This is a genomic window from Sediminibacter sp. Hel_I_10, from assembly GCF_000688335.1.
In the GTDB taxonomy this organism is placed as follows: domain Bacteria; phylum Bacteroidota; class Bacteroidia; order Flavobacteriales; family Flavobacteriaceae; genus Psychroserpens.
Window position 1 is genome coordinate 1,459,217 of sequence record NZ_JHZX01000001.1, and the last position, 17,324, is coordinate 1,476,540.

Annotated in this window: 16 protein-coding genes and 1 riboswitch; of the genes, 8 read left to right on the forward strand and 8 right to left on the reverse strand. The window is 37.5% G+C overall.

Annotated features, from left to right (window positions below; translation table 11 throughout):
- Positions 1 to 6: 6 nt before the first annotated feature.
- From P176_RS0106580 to P176_RS0106615, 8 genes are all read right to left on the reverse strand, one after another.
- Positions 7 to 1,071: an aspartate kinase gene (locus tag P176_RS0106580; protein WP_026753957.1), complete on the reverse strand. Its 1,065-nt coding sequence runs from the start codon at positions 1,069 to 1,071 to the stop codon at positions 7 to 9.
- Complete coding sequence (locus tag P176_RS0106585; RefSeq protein WP_026753958.1) at positions 1,034 to 2,056, reverse strand: alpha/beta fold hydrolase; 1,023 nt, start codon at positions 2,054 to 2,056, stop codon at positions 1,034 to 1,036. The genes P176_RS0106580 and P176_RS0106585 overlap by 38 nt, the downstream gene beginning before the upstream one ends.
- 85 nt (positions 2,057 to 2,141) lie before the next feature.
- The gene (locus P176_RS0106590; RefSeq protein ID WP_026753959.1) at positions 2,142 to 3,437 is read right to left on the reverse strand and encodes an O-acetylhomoserine aminocarboxypropyltransferase/cysteine synthase family protein; all 1,296 of its coding nucleotides are present in this window, start codon (positions 3,435 to 3,437) and stop codon (positions 2,142 to 2,144) included.
- Positions 3,438 to 3,555: 118 nt separating this feature from the next.
- Positions 3,556 to 3,682, reverse strand: a riboswitch (SAM riboswitch).
- A 98-nt stretch (positions 3,683 to 3,780) separates the two neighbouring features.
- Positions 3,781 to 5,589: a carbamoyltransferase gene (locus tag P176_RS19075; RefSeq protein ID WP_037348767.1), complete on the reverse strand. Its 1,809-nt coding sequence runs from the start codon at positions 5,587 to 5,589 to the stop codon at positions 3,781 to 3,783.
- A 2-nt stretch (positions 5,590 to 5,591) separates the two neighbouring features.
- Positions 5,592 to 5,978 carry an SxtJ family membrane protein gene (locus P176_RS19980; RefSeq protein WP_026753960.1) on the reverse strand — a complete coding sequence of 129 codons (387 nt, stop codon included), beginning with the start codon at positions 5,976 to 5,978 and terminating at the stop codon, positions 5,592 to 5,594.
- Positions 5,979 to 6,146, reverse strand: a complete 168-nt coding sequence (locus tag P176_RS20675; protein ID WP_369793762.1) for a DUF5989 family protein — start codon at positions 6,144 to 6,146, stop codon at positions 5,979 to 5,981.
- On the reverse strand, positions 6,130 to 8,049 hold the full coding sequence (locus P176_RS0106610) for a hypothetical protein (RefSeq protein ID WP_026753961.1): 1,920 nt from the start codon (positions 8,047 to 8,049) through the stop codon (positions 6,130 to 6,132). Before P176_RS0106610 ends, P176_RS20675 begins: the two co-directional genes overlap by 17 nt.
- An 18-nt stretch (positions 8,050 to 8,067) precedes the next feature.
- Complete coding sequence (locus P176_RS0106615; protein ID WP_026753962.1) at positions 8,068 to 9,618, reverse strand: hypothetical protein; 1,551 nt, start codon at positions 9,616 to 9,618, stop codon at positions 8,068 to 8,070.
- Between the two features lie 146 nt (positions 9,619 to 9,764).
- Between P176_RS0106615 and P176_RS19085 the strand changes: the two genes are divergently transcribed.
- The 8 genes from P176_RS19085 to P176_RS0106655 all read left to right on the forward strand — a co-directional run bounded on the left by P176_RS19085 (position 9,765) and on the right by P176_RS0106655 (position 17,318).
- Positions 9,765 to 10,940, forward strand: a complete 1,176-nt coding sequence (locus P176_RS19085) for a 2-isopropylmalate synthase (protein ID WP_081820685.1) — start codon at positions 9,765 to 9,767, stop codon at positions 10,938 to 10,940.
- 33 nt (positions 10,941 to 10,973) lie between these two features.
- Entirely contained in the window at positions 10,974 to 12,356 is a 1,383-nt protein-coding gene (gene leuC, locus P176_RS0106625; protein ID WP_026753963.1) for a 3-isopropylmalate dehydratase large subunit, read from the forward strand.
- Between the two features lie 15 nt (positions 12,357 to 12,371).
- Positions 12,372 to 12,959 carry a 3-isopropylmalate dehydratase small subunit gene (gene leuD, locus P176_RS0106630; protein ID WP_026753964.1) on the forward strand — a complete coding sequence of 196 codons (588 nt, stop codon included), beginning with the start codon at positions 12,372 to 12,374 and terminating at the stop codon, positions 12,957 to 12,959.
- 82 nt (positions 12,960 to 13,041) lie between these two features.
- Positions 13,042 to 14,160, forward strand: a complete 1,119-nt coding sequence (gene leuB / locus P176_RS0106635; RefSeq protein WP_026753965.1) for a 3-isopropylmalate dehydrogenase — start codon at positions 13,042 to 13,044, stop codon at positions 14,158 to 14,160.
- A 150-nt stretch (positions 14,161 to 14,310) separates the two neighbouring features.
- Complete coding sequence (locus P176_RS0106640) at positions 14,311 to 14,751, forward strand: thioredoxin family protein (protein ID WP_026753966.1); 441 nt, start codon at positions 14,311 to 14,313, stop codon at positions 14,749 to 14,751.
- Entirely contained in the window at positions 14,735 to 15,736 is a 1,002-nt protein-coding gene (locus P176_RS0106645; protein ID WP_051605417.1) for an FAD:protein FMN transferase, read from the forward strand. Before P176_RS0106640 ends, P176_RS0106645 begins: the two co-directional genes overlap by 17 nt.
- The gene (locus P176_RS0106650) at positions 15,733 to 15,945 is read left to right on the forward strand and encodes a DUF4266 domain-containing protein (protein ID WP_026753968.1); all 213 of its coding nucleotides are present in this window, start codon (positions 15,733 to 15,735) and stop codon (positions 15,943 to 15,945) included. The genes P176_RS0106645 and P176_RS0106650 overlap by 4 nt, the downstream gene beginning before the upstream one ends.
- Before the next feature lie 80 nt (positions 15,946 to 16,025).
- Entirely contained in the window at positions 16,026 to 17,318 is a 1,293-nt protein-coding gene (locus P176_RS0106655; RefSeq protein ID WP_197022191.1) for a DUF3570 domain-containing protein, read from the forward strand.
- Positions 17,319 to 17,324: the final 6 nt, after the last annotated feature.

Sequence of the window (17,324 nt, forward strand, 5' to 3'; positions counted from 1 at the left end):
TTATAATTAGCAACATATTTTAACAATATCAGACAATAACCCCCTTGCAGTGACCTGGTTTCCTGCGCCAGCACCTTGAATGACTATTGGATGCGCACCATAAGACTCTGTAAAGATCTCAAAAATAGCATCAGAGCCCTTCAATTGACCAATGGATGATGTTTTTGCTTCGGAAATCAACTTGACCTCAAGTTCCTTAGTCTCTGTGTTTAACTCTCCAACATACCTTAGCACGGTATCTTTTGACTGCTCATCTTTAAGATTTTGGAAATACCCATCCAATTCACGAACTCTACTTTGAAACTGTACTGCTGTGGTTTTTCCATTGAGTTGTTTTGGAATTAAGGATTGTATTTTGACATCTTCAAAATTGGATTGAAATTCTAACTCTCTAGCTAAAATAAGCAGTTTTCGAGCCACATCCTTTCCTGATAAATCCTCTCTAGCATCTGGCTCGGTCAATCCTAAATCTGAGGCCTTATTTAAAATGGAAGAAAACGCATCCTCTTCCGAAGAAAATGCATTGAAAATATAACTTAACGATCCAGAAAACACACCACGAATCTTATGTATTTTTTCTCCAGAAGCATATAAACTTTGAATGGTTTCGATTACAGGTAAACCTGCACCAACATTGGTTTCATACAAATATGTTTTTTGATACTTTTTTAAAGCAGACCGTAATGCCTGATATTCTTCTAGCGGTAAGGTATTTGCCATTTTATTGGCAGAAACCAAGTGAAAGCCGTTTTCGATTAAGGGAATATAATTCTCAACAAATTGAGCGCTTGCCGTAGCATCAACTGCAATTAGGTTCTTGAAATTTTTCTCTTTAACGTAGCGAATAACATCTTCTATCTTAAAAGGAACCGAAAATTGTTCAAAGTTACTTTGCCAATTTGAATCGACCCCATTCTCAGAGGTAAAGACAAGCTTAGAATTTGCAATGACGGGAAGGTGCAATTCGATATCTTTATATTGTTTCAATCGTTCTTTGGCAGCGTTAATTTGATTAATAAGCGTGCTGCCGACGTTACCAATTCCGAATAGAACTATATGTATGGTCTTCACTTCTCGTGTCGGTTTTTAGGGTATTGAAAATGGGTTTTAAAAAGGCTGATAATTGGTTGAACTCTATTAAAAAGGCATCATGACCATGAACTGATTTGATTTCGGAAATAGAGACATTGTCCTTTTCTGATTTTAGCTCTACATAAGCATTCCAATTTTCTTCTGGTTTAAAGAAAACATCCGAATTTATAGTGACAAAGTGAATATGGGATGAAATGTTTGAGGCCACTTCTAAAAAGCTACCTCTATTTCTAGTAATATCAATAGTTCTTAAAATCTGGTTCATGAACTTATAGGCAGCAAGCTGAAAACGATGCTCGAGTACTTGACCATGATGACTTAACCAACTTTCTACGTTGAAAAGCCCCGTTTCTCTTTCGGTTCTTTGAAATTTCTGTTTAAAAGATTCTGGTGTGCGATACAAGGTCATGGCATGAAGTCTGGCATCATATAATGGCTTTTGAGAATGATTTAATATTGCATCTTGGATATGACAATTGGCAATGACCCAGTCTGTAGACTTCCAATCGGTTGCTACGGGAATCAAATGTTCAATAAGATTTGGACGTAAAGCTGCCAACTCCCAAGCAATTCCGCCACCAACAGAACCTCCAATGGCTGCAAATAGGGATTTAATATTGAGATAATCCATCCCAAAAGCGAAAATTTCAGCAATGTCAATTGCGGAAAATGCCTTATAATTTTCAATCAGTCTTGAAGCATCATCTTCATAGCCGTTGCCAGGAATATTAAATGCCAAAACCGTATAATGCTCTGTATCGATGCATTTGTCGTTTCCTATTAAATCTTTCCACCAGCCCTCATTTCCGCAGATATTAGAATTTCCGGTCAAGGCATGAATCACAAGTACAATCGGTGCCGTATGTAGCGGTTTTCCGAAGATTTCATAAGATAAATGTATGGGCGTTTCAAAACCAGTTTTGGTCTTAAAATTTTTAATGGTAATATATTCTAATTGCTTCATGGTTCGTTTGCATTTTGAAGTAAAGTCACAGCACTCACTGATAAAAATGAGCGCCGTGACAACTTCTCGCTATTAATCGAGAGATCTATGATACTAGGGCTTTGCTATCTATGGTGGCAAAAGCCTCTTTTAAATCGTGTTTAAGATCCTCAATATTTTCTATGCCTACGGAAAGTCTTATTAAATCCTTGGTCACGCCGGTGCTCTCTTGCGCCTCATCGCTCAACTGTTGATGGGTGGTACTTGCTGGGTGTATGATCAATGATTTTGTATCACCAATATTGGCTAAAAGGGAAAACACTTTGGTACTATCTACCAACTTCTTAGCAGACTCATACCCGCCTTTAACACCAAAAGTGACGATACCACTTTGACCTTTTGGCAAGTACTTATCTGCCAACTTCTTGTATTTACTGCTTTCTAATCCTGGATAATTGACCCAAGTCACTTCTTTTTGATCTTGTAGCCATGTCGCCAATTCTAGTGCATTTTCGCTATGTTTTTTGATACGTACCTCTAAGGTCTCTAAACCTTGAATGATTTGAAAGGCGTTAAACGGACTCAAGGCACTGCCATAATCCCGTAGCCCTTCGATACGCACTTTTGCAATAAATGCTGCAGCTTCTAGAGCTTCGCTATATACAAGCCCATGGTATCCTGGTGAAGGCTCTGTAAACTCTGGGAATTTACCATTGGTCCAATCAAAGGTGCCTGCATCAATAATAACTCCCCCAAGCGAGGTTCCGTTTCCATTAATGTATTTGGTTAAAGAATGGATGACGATGTTGGCCCCATACTCGATAGGGTTCAATAACGATGGTGTTGCCACTGTATTATCTACAATTAAGGGCACTTTATGTGCTTTGGCTTCTTTAGCAATTCCCTCAATATCCAAAACGTCTAATTTTGGATTTCCAAGAGATTCTATAAAAATAGCTCTCGTGTTTTCTTGAGCTGCCTTAGCAAAATTTGCAGGATCAGAAGGATCGACAAATGTTGTGGTGACCCCATGTCTTGGCAGTGTTACACTCAACAAGTTATAGGTACCACCATACAAACTATTAGAAGCCACGATGTGGTCTCCAGCTCGTAATAAGGTCAATAAGGTTGTGGCAATTGCCGATGCACCAGAGGCGGTAACTACCGCTGCCAAACCACCTTCTAAGGCAGTGAGTCTTTGCTCTAATACGTCATTTGTTGGGTTGTTGAGACGGGTGTAGATGAATCCCGGAACCGATAGATTAAATCGTCCTGCGGCATCATCAGAATCATCGAAAACGTATGCTGTAGATTGATAAATAGGAACGGCCCTTGTTCCTCCATTTTGACTAACGTCATGACCTGCGTGCAACGCTTTGGTTGCAAATTTTTGTGTACTCATTTTTCTAAGTTTTTGAGTTAATAAAGATTAAAACAAAAGACAATAAGCTTCTCCTGAAGCATACTTAATAGAAAAATGTTATAAAGAAGATGGCAATTACAGATGGGTAATTACGCTTAGGTTATCTATCTTAACGTTCGATAAATGAATCGAAATCGTTAGTAGAATTTAGCACCTTCATTGATAAATTCAAAGGGTTGCTAAGGCTTCAACGGGTCTAATCCCTCCGCCTTTCTTGATAACATTTCAGTAAGTGTTTGAACTTTGTGAATACAAATATTGCAAATGAAAATTTAGAATTCCAAATTTATCGGGATCTTTTTACGGATTTCTTTTTAAGAAATTAAAAATCAGACTTTTCAAAAATGTAATTTCCAATCACCAGTACATCCATGTCTGTAGCCTCAAAACAACGGAATGCATCTTTAGGAGAACAAACTATTGGTTCGTCCTTGATATTAAAGCTCGTATTGATAATTAAACCGCAACCTGTCTTTTCTTTGAATGCCTTAAGAAGCTTATAATACAATGGATTAGATTGCGCGCTTACCGTTTGTATACGAGCAGAATAATCAACATGGGTTACCGATGAAATATCACTTCTTGGTTCACTTAATCGATCTAAAAAATCTAAACCCGTATTATTTTTCACTTCTTTTTTTAGAGAAGATTTTATAGGCTTCACTAATAACATGTAGGGAGAACTTGTTTCTAATTCAAAATAGTCTGCGACGTCGTCTTCCAAAACGCTCGGTGCAAATGGCCGAAAGCTCTCTCTAAACTTAATTTTAGCATTCAGTCGCTTTTGCATATCGGGAATGCGTGCATCTGCAATTATACTTCTGTTGCCGAGAGCTCTTGGACCAAATTCCATTCGACCTTGAAACCACCCTACAACTTTACCATTAGCCAGATGTTCGACCGTGTTTTTTAATAATTCATCTACCGAATCATAATATTTATTGGTAGCTTTTTTAAAATTTAATGAAGATGACCATATTTCACTTTGAGTAAAATCTGGTCCTAAATAAGCACCTCGCATGGCATCTGGATTTTTTATGATGCGATCCATATTTTTAGAAATATGCCAAACAGAAAAAGCCGCACCCAAGGCCCCACCAGAATCACCCGCAGCTGGCTGAATCCAAAGCTTATCGACCTCTTTTAATTCTAAGATCTTTCCATTAATCACACTATTTAAAGCGACACCTCCAGCCATCACCAAGTTGGGAACCCCTGTTAAAGCTACCGCCGTTTTCACAATTTTGCAAACAATGATCTCTGTGATTTTTTGAATGGCAAAAGCTAAGTTGGCGTGGATTTGCAACAAAGGCTCATTTGGTTCTCTTTTCTTTAAATGAAATAGTGACTGCCACTTATCATTATCAGTCATTTGAAGATGGGTGGCAAACTTAAAGTAGTTCATGTTCAAAAGTATTGAACCATCCTCCCTGATATCTACCAATTTCTCTTGAATTTCATCAATAAATCCCTTTGTTTCTTCTGATTCAGGAGTCCCGTAAGCAGCCAAGCCCATCAATTTATACTCGCCTTTATTGACCTCAAAGCCTAAAAAATAAGTGAATGCTGAATATAACAAACCAATAGAGTGCGGAAAATGCTGTTCTCTTAAAACTTCAATAGTTTTCCCTTTTCCTATACCGATAGTCATGGTAGCCCATTCTCCTACACCGTCAATAGTTACTATAGTGGCGTCTAAAAAAGGGGAAGGATAAAAAGCGCTAGCTGCATGGGATAAATGATGCTCTGGAAAATAGATCTCAATATTCTCCTGCCCTAAATCTTCTAATTTAGACTTTATGGTTTTCCGAAGAAAAAGCTTATCCCTTAACCAAAGTGGCATCGCTCTTAAAAAACTCGTCAGTCCTTTTGGCGCAAAAGCATGATATGTCTCTAAAAGACGTTCAAACTTTACAAATGGCTTTTCGTAGTAAGCCACAGCCGTAAGTTGATTGTCATCAATACCACCTTGTTTCAAAACAAATTTTATAGCATTTACAGGAAAGGAGGCGTCATTTTTAATTCGCGTAAATCGTTCCTCTTGGGCGGCTGCCACAATGTTTCCATCAATCAAAAGTACTGCGGCACTATCATGAAAAAAAGCGGAAATACCTAATACTGCGTTTCTCATGACTAATAAGGATGTTTCAAATCTTCTGTTGAAAACGTATGATCTCGAGTGATAAGCACAGAATCAGTTTCTTTCTTAAAACGTTTCAACATCAAGGAGTCCTTACCAATCCATTTTCGGAAAAGTGCCATTGGAGTTAAAATCAGAAAAAATAAAACGGTGAGTAAAATTTTAGTGGACACCATACTGAGCAACACACCAAGTGCAAACCATAATTTAGCAAGCGGATAAAAGACGATAGGCATCACTAGACTTAGCACCAAAATGATGCCTGCTGAAAGCACATACCTCCAATCATCAAGGTTATAACCTATAAAAATTAAAACCACTGCTAAAACAACTGCTGTTTCAGCGCATTGTTGTTTTGTAATATGTTGCCAGATCTTCATTTAAAACAAAGAGTAAATGAACGGTGCTAAAGCAGAACCAGCAGTAATGACAATTAAAATGCTAATAAGTAAAAGCATGGTAATTAAAGGAATGAGCCAATATTTTTTTCTGGTTCTTAGAAAACCCCAAAACTCTTTTAATATCTCCATACTATTTCTGCATATCATTAATCATTTGACTCGCTAAAACATGGTTCGGGTCGTTTTCCAAAACAGATTTTAAAGATAACAATGCTTCCTTGCGTTTACCAATAAGCAAGTAATTTTTCGCAAGTTCTATTTTCAAATCAGAATTTTCCAATAGCGCCGATTGATCATTTTTTAATCTCAAAATATTAGTCACTACTTTAAATACTTGATGAGCAAAACCGCCTTCATCTTCTTGAGATTTCATTAAGATCAAATATGATAATGCTTCGCTGTAGTGGTTTGACTCAATTAAATTCTTACTAATTGCACCTAATGTTTGGTTAGAGCCATCAATTTTAGCTGCACGGTCAAACAGATAAAGTGCTTTGTTCATCATATTTAGTTGAGCAGCTAATCGCCCAGCATTTAAAAAATTAACAGATTCATTAGGATAGGTCAATGTTACCGATTCTAGCACTTTCAATGCATTTAAAGAGTCTCCGTTTTTATTGTAATACTCGTAAAGATTAAGTGTGGCTTTTTGCCAATTCATTTTATTAACAGCCAATTGACCTGCGATTTGTTCTGGAACGGACATTTTTTGAACATCCATTTTTGGGAAAGGCTCAAAATATGGCCATCCGTCTTTGAGCATCAAGACCTCATAATGGCCTTCTAAAGAATCTAGAGCGGTAACGGGCATCTCAAACTCTAAATCCTTTAGTGTGAATTTTTTATCTAGGCCTGTTAACATATTTGAAGCTACGATGGCCTCGTAAAAGGAATGTGCTATTATAGCATAACCTTTCGTATTAGGGTGTACATGCTCTAATAACAAATGGTCTCCAATAATTTGATGCTCAGTCTTATTTTCAAAATTACTTTTACTATCAATCAAAATCACATTCGAAAACTCATTGGCAAATGTCTTAATGGCTGCATTCATAGCCTCTGGTGCACGAAATCGCAACAGATCTAGCTCTTTGGCCATTACAAAATCAGATTTTGCATCAACATAGTTTTTGTCATAGAAATTAGCAGTACCCTGTCTGTAGTAATAATTTGCTGATGTTTCCGATGGAATTGAATCGCTAATAAAAGGTTTGATATCTTTTTCATTACTAACAACAGTGCTCAAATAAGTGGGAACATCATGCTCTTTCAGAATGCTCAAAAGATCCTCAAGGTTATTTTCAAATTGATTAATTCCTGCTTGATATAAATCTGAATCTAATGGGATTTTTTGATCCTCAACCATTTTTTCCATGAGATTCTTATTTAAAGTCGTCTGTTTATCTTCGTCGCCCTTAAGAGACAAAATACCGTTGGTTATTAATTGCACCAAACGTACTTCTCTCAAACTGAGCATTAACCTTACAATCCAAGGACTATTTCCTAGGGAACTTGTTGAGCCAACTCCCAGCGCTCCATAATACTCATTATGGCCGGCATAAATGAGTACAAGGTCTGGTTCTTGAGCCACAATGTCCTCTGTAACATCAAGCAATGTATAAGAATTAACCGCAGTTAATGCGGTATTTATTATTTCGATGTTTTGGTTGGGATAACTTCTATTAAGCGCATATTCTAACCAATGCTGAAAGCCGCCATGATATTTATAAGGATATCCAACCGCAGTAGAAGCCCCCATAATGACAACCCTAAAAGCTCCTTCCTTCTTAATTTTATCAAACGGTCTTGGTAAGCCTTTTGTGGCATTTTCAGGATTAAAAAAATACTTTTGCCCGATCTCAGGATTCATTATCAACTTACTCTCATCTTGCAAGTCTTCAATAAACAAAGGATAATCTTTTCCGTAACCCACTGCACGAAGTAAAAGTTCCATAATAAACAAAAACAAAAAAGCCATAAATACAGCCCCAACTTTAAACAGGCGTTTTTTGCGTTTTGATAATTTTAAGGAACTTGATTTTTTTGTCATCTTTATTGATAATCTATACTATAAACCTGCTACTTTTAATTGATATTTATCTCTAATAATCTGTCCAACAGGTTTGTTTTCGATTTTACTTTCTAGCCAAGAAATAATATCCAAATACAAAAATGCACGACGCTCATAAGGATGGTCTTCGTAAACTTTTAATTTTTGATGAAGCTTGATGAAAGCAGATTTGATATCCTGAGGGTAAATATCTTGAAGCCCTCTAATAAATTTGATCATTTCTTTTTGAACTTCGTACAAGTCGTTGATTTTTAAAAGGAATTTATAAGTGCTTCTTAAGAGCGTTTCAATATGGTAATCTAAACCTGCCTCATAATGAGCCACAAGATTGAGCACACGCGCAAAACATTGTAAATCTTCTCGCATCAACAAAGACTTGTTGCTAATAATTTTATTTAGGTAAAATATACAGTCTTTGTTATTGCCTGCCCCAAAATGCATACTGGCGAACTTATAATAGAAAATCATTCTATGATGTATGTCCAAACGGTTAAGATAATGGTTCAACTCTGACTCAATCTTCGGAATAATTTTTAATCCGTCCTCAAAGCTACCATCAATAAAATAAAGGTTGATTGAGTTTAAATTAAGGTACAAAAAGGTTAATGCCTGAACGTTTTCGTCCTTAGGAAAACGCTTTTCTGCAGTGGTAATTTGAAATTGAATGAGCGCATCTTGAAATTTTGACTTGTTTTGAATGTAAAACAAAGCCTCTAATAAGTAATTATGGCCCTTAAGAAAAAATACCGGATTCAATTGAATCATGTTTGGGTATTCGCGAAACAACTTTACCCATTTGGATGCGTATTTAAAACAATTTAAAAAATCCTGCATCAAAAACGCATACCATAAATTTGCATTATAAAGCCATAACTTTTCACGAAACCCTAAATCCTGTATGTTGTATTTTGGCAAATGCTCCACAAAATAATCGGTCACCAATTTACTTTCGGTCTCATTTTTTACATAGCCCGTTTTTAAAATAAAGCTGTAGAGCTGTAGCGATAAATTAGATAATTTACTTGCAATAACATTTAAAGAGCTTAACTCTTTGGCTTGTATGGCCAACTCATCAGCCCTAGTGCTAATACTTCTGGTAATGTATTGCGACTCGATAATTTTTTCTAGTTCAACGATTTCGTAAGCCAGATTTTTCTCTTCATTTTGAATCGCGACTTCCTTTGATTTGTCTAAGATTTTCAAACTCTGTTTATAGAGTCCTTTATGATACAAAATAGATGCAAAATCCAATTGCTCTCGTATTTGGGATCTAATATTTTGATGCGAAGGGTTAAGCTTTAAACTTATCAAGATTTGCTTATATAAGTGTGCCTTGACATTTGCCAATTGCTGTTTTTTAACAATAGCCGTTTTTAAAATTGCTCCCTCATCATAAGATGATGCCTTATCTAAAAAATTAAAAAGGTTTAAGAATTTAGAATCTTGATTGACATCCAAACGACCAACATAGAGCTTGAACTGACGCTTTTCGGACTTAGTCAAGGACTTTATTAGAGAAAAAAGATTGTCTTTATGGTCTTTAGTCATCAATCGAAATTATTGTTATTTAATTAAAAATCAATATTTTATGATGTTACAAATGGGTTGAACGTCGTAAACTAGATTGAAATAAGTAAAAATATAAATATTCAAAGTATAAATTCGTTAGTCAACAGAGAAATAAAATTCAATAAATGTCTGACAATAACGTACAAATTTTCGACACGACCCTAAGAGATGGCGAGCAAGTGCCAGGATGTAAACTCAACACTGATCAAAAATTAGTTATTGCCAAACAACTGGATTTACTGGGCGTTAACGTCATTGAGGCTGGTTTTCCGGTATCGAGCCCGGGTGATTTTAAATCTGTAGAAGAAATCTCAAAGCTGGTAAAACAAGCTACGGTTTGTGGGTTAACTCGCGCTGTTGAAAATGATATCAAAGTTGCTGCCGAAGCCTTAAAATACGCAAAGCACCCCAGAATACACACGGGTATTGGCACCTCAGCATCTCATATTAAATACAAATTCAATTCTAATCAAGACGCTATTTTACAGCGTGCCTTTGACGCTGTAAAAATGGCAAAGTCTTATGTTGAGGATGTAGAGTTTTATGCTGAAGATGCAGGCAGAACCGATAATGAGTATTTAGCGCGTGTTTGCGAGGCCGCCATTAAAGCTGGTGCAACAGTGCTCAATATTCCAGATACCACGGGATATTGCCTACCAAGTGAATATGGCGCTAAAATGAAGTATCTTAAAGAGAATGTCAAAGGCATAGAAAAAGCCATTCTATCTTGCCATTGCCATAATGACTTGGGCTTAGCAACCGCCAACTCTATAGAAGGTGTAATCAATGGTGCTCGTCAAATAGAATGTACCATTAATGGCATAGGTGAGCGTGCTGGTAACACAGCATTAGAAGAGGTGGTGATGATTTTAAAACAACATCCGTACCTCAATTTAGACACGAGCATCGATACCAAAAAACTATACAGCATTAGCCAATTGGTTAGTGAGAGCATGGGTATTTACACTCAACCAAACAAGGCCATTGTAGGAGCTAATGCTTTTGCGCATAGCTCAGGCATTCATCAAGATGGAATGATAAAAAATAAGGGCACTTATGAAATCATTGATCCTAAGGAAGTGGGCGTTACCGATTCTGCCATTGTGTTAACCGCTAGAAGTGGACGAGCTGCTTTGGCCTACAGAGCCAAAAATGTAGGTTATGAATTAACCAAACTTCAATTGGATAATGTCTATGCGAATTTCCTAACCTTTGCAGATCGCAAAAAAGAAATTAACGATAACGACATTCACCAGATTATTGAGACCAGCCAAGTGTATCGTGAGATCATTTCGGCATAATTAAAATTTATTTTCTTCGGAAAAGTGACAACTATGGGTAAGACATTATTTGATAAAGTTTGGGATGCACACGTGGTAAGCGCCATTGAGAAAGGGCCCCAAATATTATATATAGATAAGCATTTGATTCATGAAGTAACGAGTCCTCAAGCTTTTAAAGAGCTTGAAGACAGAAACATCCCTGTATTTAGGCCAGATCAAATTGTGGCTACGGCAGATCACAACACGCCAACCACCAATCAACATTTACCAATTAAGGATGATCTCTCGAGAAAACAGCTCGAACAACTTTCTGAAAATTGTAAAAAGAATAACATTACGCTCTATGAACTTGGGCATAAATATAACGGCATAGTGCACGTCATGGCACCAGAATTAGGGATTACTCAACCGGGCATGACCATAGTTTGTGGAGATAGCCATACCTCAACCCATGGGGCTTTTGGCACTATTGCTTTTGGTATTGGCACCAGCCAAGTAGCACAAGTATTTGCCAGCCAGTGTCTTTTATTATCAAAACCAAAAAGTTTACGTGTTACGGTTAATGGCCAATTAAAAAACGGTGTGTTACCAAAAGACGTTATTTTATATATCATCTCTAAAATAGGAACCAATGCAGGCACAGGCTATTTCTGCGAATATGCTGGTGAGGTCTTTGAAAACATGACTATGGAAGGCAGAATGACCGTGTGTAATATGAGCATTGAAATGGGCGCGAGAGGTGGCATGATTGCTCCAGACCAAACTACATTTGATTATGTAGAAGGACGAAAATTCGCACCTCAAGGAGAAGCTTTCGATAAGAAAGTTGCTTATTGGAAAACCTTGCCTACAGATGAGGATGCGATTTTTGATAAAGAATTTCATTTTGACGCCCAAGATATTGCGCCAATGGTTACCTACGGAACCAATCCTGGTATGGGAATTAAAATTTCAGATTATATACCGGAAACGAGCGATGCTTCTTTCGAAAAGTCTTTGGCTTACATGAACTTTAAAAAAGGAGAGTCCCTTATTGGGAAACCCATCAACTTTGTATTTATTGGGAGTTGCACCAATTCTAGGATTGAAGATTTTAGAGTCGCAGCGCAATATATTAAAGGCAAGCAAAAAGCAGATAATGTCACAGCTTGGTTAGTTCCTGGAAGCAAACAGGTAGAATCACAAATCATGGACGAAGGCTTAAAGGCTATTTTTGATGCTGCCGGCTTTGAGTTACGCCAACCTGGTTGCAGTGCATGTTTAGCAATGAATGATGATAAAATTCCGCAAGGCGAATATTGCGTTTCTACTAGCAATAGAAATTTTGAAGGAAGACAAGGCCAAGGTGCGCGTACCATTTTAGCCAGTCCGCTCATGGCAGCAGCAACTGCTATAGAAGGTAAAATTGTAGATATTAGCGCGCAACTTAATTAAAATCGGGATTCTAAAATGAGAAAATTTATAACCTTAACATCGACAGCTATCCCTCTTAACATTGAGAACGTTGATACCGACCAGATCATTCCTGCTCGCTTTTTAAAGGCAACAGATAGACAGGGTTTTGGTGAAAATGCTTTCCGGGATTGGCGATTTCAAAAAGATGGAACCATCAACAAAGATTTTGCACTCAATAATCCTAAATACTCTGGCAGCATATTGGTTGCTGGTGATAATTTTGGATGTGGCTCCAGTCGTGAACACGCCGCTTGGGCCTTAACAGATTATGGTTTTAGCGTTATTGTTTCCAGTTTTTTTGCAGATATTTTTAAAGGAAATGCGCTAAACAATGGCTTGCTTCCAATTCAAGTTTCCGAAGGTTTTTTAGAAATCCTCATGAAAACCATCATAGCAGATCCAACTACCCAATTGCATGTCAATTTGGAAGCGCAGACGATTTCCATAGAAGGCAAAAACGCAACCGAACATTTTGATATTGATCCTTACAAAAAAACATGCATGATCAATGGATATGATGATATTGATTATTTATTAAGTCAGAAAAATACGATCGAGGCTTTTGAAGCTTCGGTCAACTAAAATATAAAAAAGGGCCCGTAAAACCGGGCAATACATAACATTACTATAACGATCAGGATAACCCTGCTTTTGCACGAACACGATGAAATTAAAAATTGCTGTATTACCGGGAGATGGCATTGGGCCAGAAGTCACGTCACAAGCCGTGAAGGTTTTGAAGGCCATTGCTCAAGAGTTTGATCATTCATTTCAATTTAAATATGCTTCGGTAGGTGCCGTTGCTATTGATGAATTTAACGATCCGTTACCTAAAAAAACATTAGATCTTTGCAAGAGCACAGATGCTATTTTATTTGGCGCTATTGGAGATCCTAGATTTGACAACAACCCGTCTGCCAAGATAAGACCTGAACAGGGGCTGTTAAAACTGCGAAAAGAGCTAGGGCTATTTGCCAACATTCGTCCTGTTAAAGCTTACGACAACCTTTTGGATAAGTCACCTTTAAAACGACAGATCATTAAGGGTACAGATATTAGCATTTATCGCGAATTAACTGGTGGTATTTATTTTGGAGAAAAGTCATTAAGTGAAGATGGCAATACAGCTTCTGATCTCTGCGAGTATTCCCGAATGGAAATTGAGCGCATTGCCCATTTGGCATTTAAAGCAGCTCAAACTCGTAAAAACAAGGTGACTTTAGTAGATAAAGCCAACGTTTTGGAAAGCTCCCGCTTATGGCGAAGAGTCGTTACAGAAATTGCCTCAGACTATCCAGATGTGTCCTTGGATTTTCTTTTTGTGGACAATGCCGCAATGCAAATGATCTTAAATCCAAAACAGTTTGATGTGATCCTTACAGAGAACATGTTTGGTGACATTATTAGTGATGAAGCCAGCGTTATTGGTGGATCTATTGGGTTATTGGCATCTGCTTCAGTTGGCAATAAATATGCTATGTTTGAGCCCATCCATGGCTCATATCCTCAGGCTAAAAACCTTGGTATTGCCAACCCCATTGCTTCTATTTTATCGGCAGCTATGCTATTGGATCATTTTGAACTTTTTGAAGAAGCAGACCTCATTCGTGAGGGTGTTGAAAAATCGTTAAAACTCAATATCACCACGCCAGATCTTAATACCAAGTACAATCATATTAGCACCGCTAAAGTTGGTGATTTTATAGAGGATTTTATTAATAATCCTCATGACACCAATATGAATTTTAGCAACATTCACTTGGGTCAATCTACCATTATTTAAATACGTCTTTAGAAATAAGATTTAGGGATTACCATCCCTAAATCTTATTTTCTTTTTTATATTCAAATCCATCATTTATGTTTAATTTAGGATTACAAAAGCACTAAGCGGCATTGTAATTGCGTTACTTGGATGTAATATAAGAACCTCATGAAAAAAGTAATTTTAGCATTAATGATTCTAGTCATTAATGTAGGCGCTATAAGCGCTCAAGAATGGCAAACTGATTTTAATAAAGCGAAAACATTGGCCTCAAAAGACAACAAACCGATCATCTTGGTTTTTCAAGGTTCAGATTGGTGTGCCCCGTGTATGAAGCTAGACAGGTCTATTTGGAGTACAGACACGTTTAAAACTTACGCCAAAGAGCACTATGTCATGCTTCAAGCTGATTTCCCTAGAAAAAATTCAAATTCCCTATCGAAAGAACAAATGGCAGCTAATGCAAAATTGGCTGAAACTTACAATACCAATGGGATATTTCCATTTGTTGTTGTTTTGGATCATAATGGAAACGTTTTAGGAGAAACAGGATACAAGAAAACCACACCCGACGCTTATATCAAAGATTTGAATGCTTTCATCAAATAATTTTAAACACTACACTTTACTTATTTTAGGCTTTTGCCTATCCATAAGTTGCTTTAGTCAGCATCCTTATAAACGTACCCTCAAGTTAATGGGGAGTCGTTTTGATATTACGGTTGTGGCAGATAATGAAGAAAAAGGACAAGCTTATATAGATACTGCAGTTGCCGAAATTACGCGCATTGAAAAGCTAATTTCATCTTGGGATCCTAATTCTCAAACTTCTGAAATCAATAGAAATGCTGGCATCAAACCTGTAAAAGTAGATGCAGAATTATTCGAACTGATTGAACGAGCTATCGGAATTTCAAGATTAACCGATGGCGCCTTTGATATTAGCTATGCCTCCATGGATAAAATCTGGAAATTTGACGGATCAATGACCACCATGCCAGAGGCTAAAGATATTAAGGCCTCGGTTGACAAAGTGGGTTATAAAAATATCCTTTTAAACAAAGAACTTAGTACGGTATTTCTTAAATTAGAAGGAATGAAAATTGGTTTTGGAGCTATTGGAAAAGGGTATGCTGCAGATAAAACCAAAGCGTTCCTGATATCTAAAGGTGTACCTTCGGGAATTATCAATGCTTCTGGAGATATGAATACCTGGGGAAAACAACCTAACGGTGAAGAATGGAAAGTGGCAATCACAAATCCGATGGATAAGTCCAAATCATACGGGCTTTTACCAATCACTGACGGTGCGGTTGTAACCTCTGGTAATTATGAGAAGTTTGTAGAATTTAATGGCAAACGCTATACCCATATTATTGATCCGCGCTCAGGAATGCCCTCTAGTGGCATTATTAGTGTTACCGTTTTTGCACCAAAAGCAGAACTTGCAGATGCACTAGCAACTTCGGTTTTTGTTATGGGCAAAGACGTAGGGTTGAGTAGAATTAATCAGTTTCCTAAAATAGAGTGTATCATTATTGACGAAAAAGGTCAAGTGTTTACATCAGATAATATTAAAATTCAGAAATTATGATCAAAAGATTTGTCGCCATTGCTTTTATGCTAGCGTCACTCAGTTCTTGCGTCGTTGTAAAAGAATATGAGAAAATAAACCTCAATGATCCAGATATGGCGCTTTCAGATAAGAAAGCAGATCGCAACATTAGCACCGCACATTCGTATCGCGAGGCGGCTGTTGGCGCCAATGGCGGAAAAACAGGCGGTGGATGTGGTTGTAATTAACCAACTCTATCCAATTATTAATCATACGATGCCATAACCACAGAATGAACATACTTAAAATAATTTCATTAGCGCTTGTGATGACGTCACCTTTATTAATGGTGTCTCAAGAACAAACCAAAGACTCGACCCAAGTCTATAAGAAACGGGTTTTAGAAACCACCGAAATCGATTTTCTATCCAGCTATTATTCACAAGATGGTGATAATGCAGCCGTAAGTGGCGGCATAGGAACTGAGGAACTCACAGATGTTACTGCAACTTTTGTAGTCTCTATCCCAATGAATGATGATGATGTACTCACCATAGATGCCGGAGTATCAGCCTATACTTCAGCATCCTCTAGCAACATTGGCCCTTTTGACGGCAGTGGGCCTGCAGATCCCTTTGTAGCCAGTTCTGGTGCTTCTGGAAGTGATCTTTGGGCTAATTTAACTGGGGCTTACAGCCATAGCTCCGATGATAGAAATGACATATGGTCTGCAAAAGTATCGGTCTCTTCAGAATACGATTATTTTTCACTTGGTTTTGGCGGGAGTTACACTAAGCTTTTCAATGAGAAAAATACAGAGGTGAGCGTCAATGCCAATATCTATGTTGACACTTGGAACGCAATTTATCCTACAGAATTAAGACCTTTTGCTGAGGGTGGCAGTGGCTTAAACAGCCAATTGTTCAATCAAAATACAATTACAGGAAACACCAATTATAATCCTATGTTTTCCGAATTTGAGAGTGAAGGAAGAAACTCCTATTCTCTCGGGTTAGGGTTTTCTCAGATTCTTCATAAAAATGTTCAGGGGTCTTTGGCTTTAGACTTAATACAGCAGCAAGGCTTGTTATCCACACCATTTCAACGGGTCTATTTTGCTGATGTTGCAGATTCTTTTATTGACAATTTTCAATTGGCTGATGCTGTTGAACAACTTCCCGACACCCGTTTTAAAGTAGCCATTGGCGGACGCTTAAATTGGTACCTTAATGAGCGATTAACGCTTCGCACGTACTACAGGTATTATTTTGATGACTGGGGAATCAATAGCCATACCGCAAGCATTGAAGTGCCGGTAAAACTATCTGATAAATTTACGGTGTATCCATCCTACAGATTTTACAATCAAACAGCGGCAGATTATTTTGCCCCTGCCAATCAAAATCTGTCTACAGCCCCATTCTATACTTCAGATTATGATCTTTCAGAGTATAGTGCAAATCAATATGGCTTTGGAGTATCCTATACCGATATCTTCGCAAAAGCACACCTCTGGAGTTTCGGTCTTAAGAGTATTGATCTGAAATTTTACCAATACGATAGGGACACCACCTTTAATTTTAGAATCATCACCGCTGGCTTTAAGTTTGTGATGGATTAATCTGTG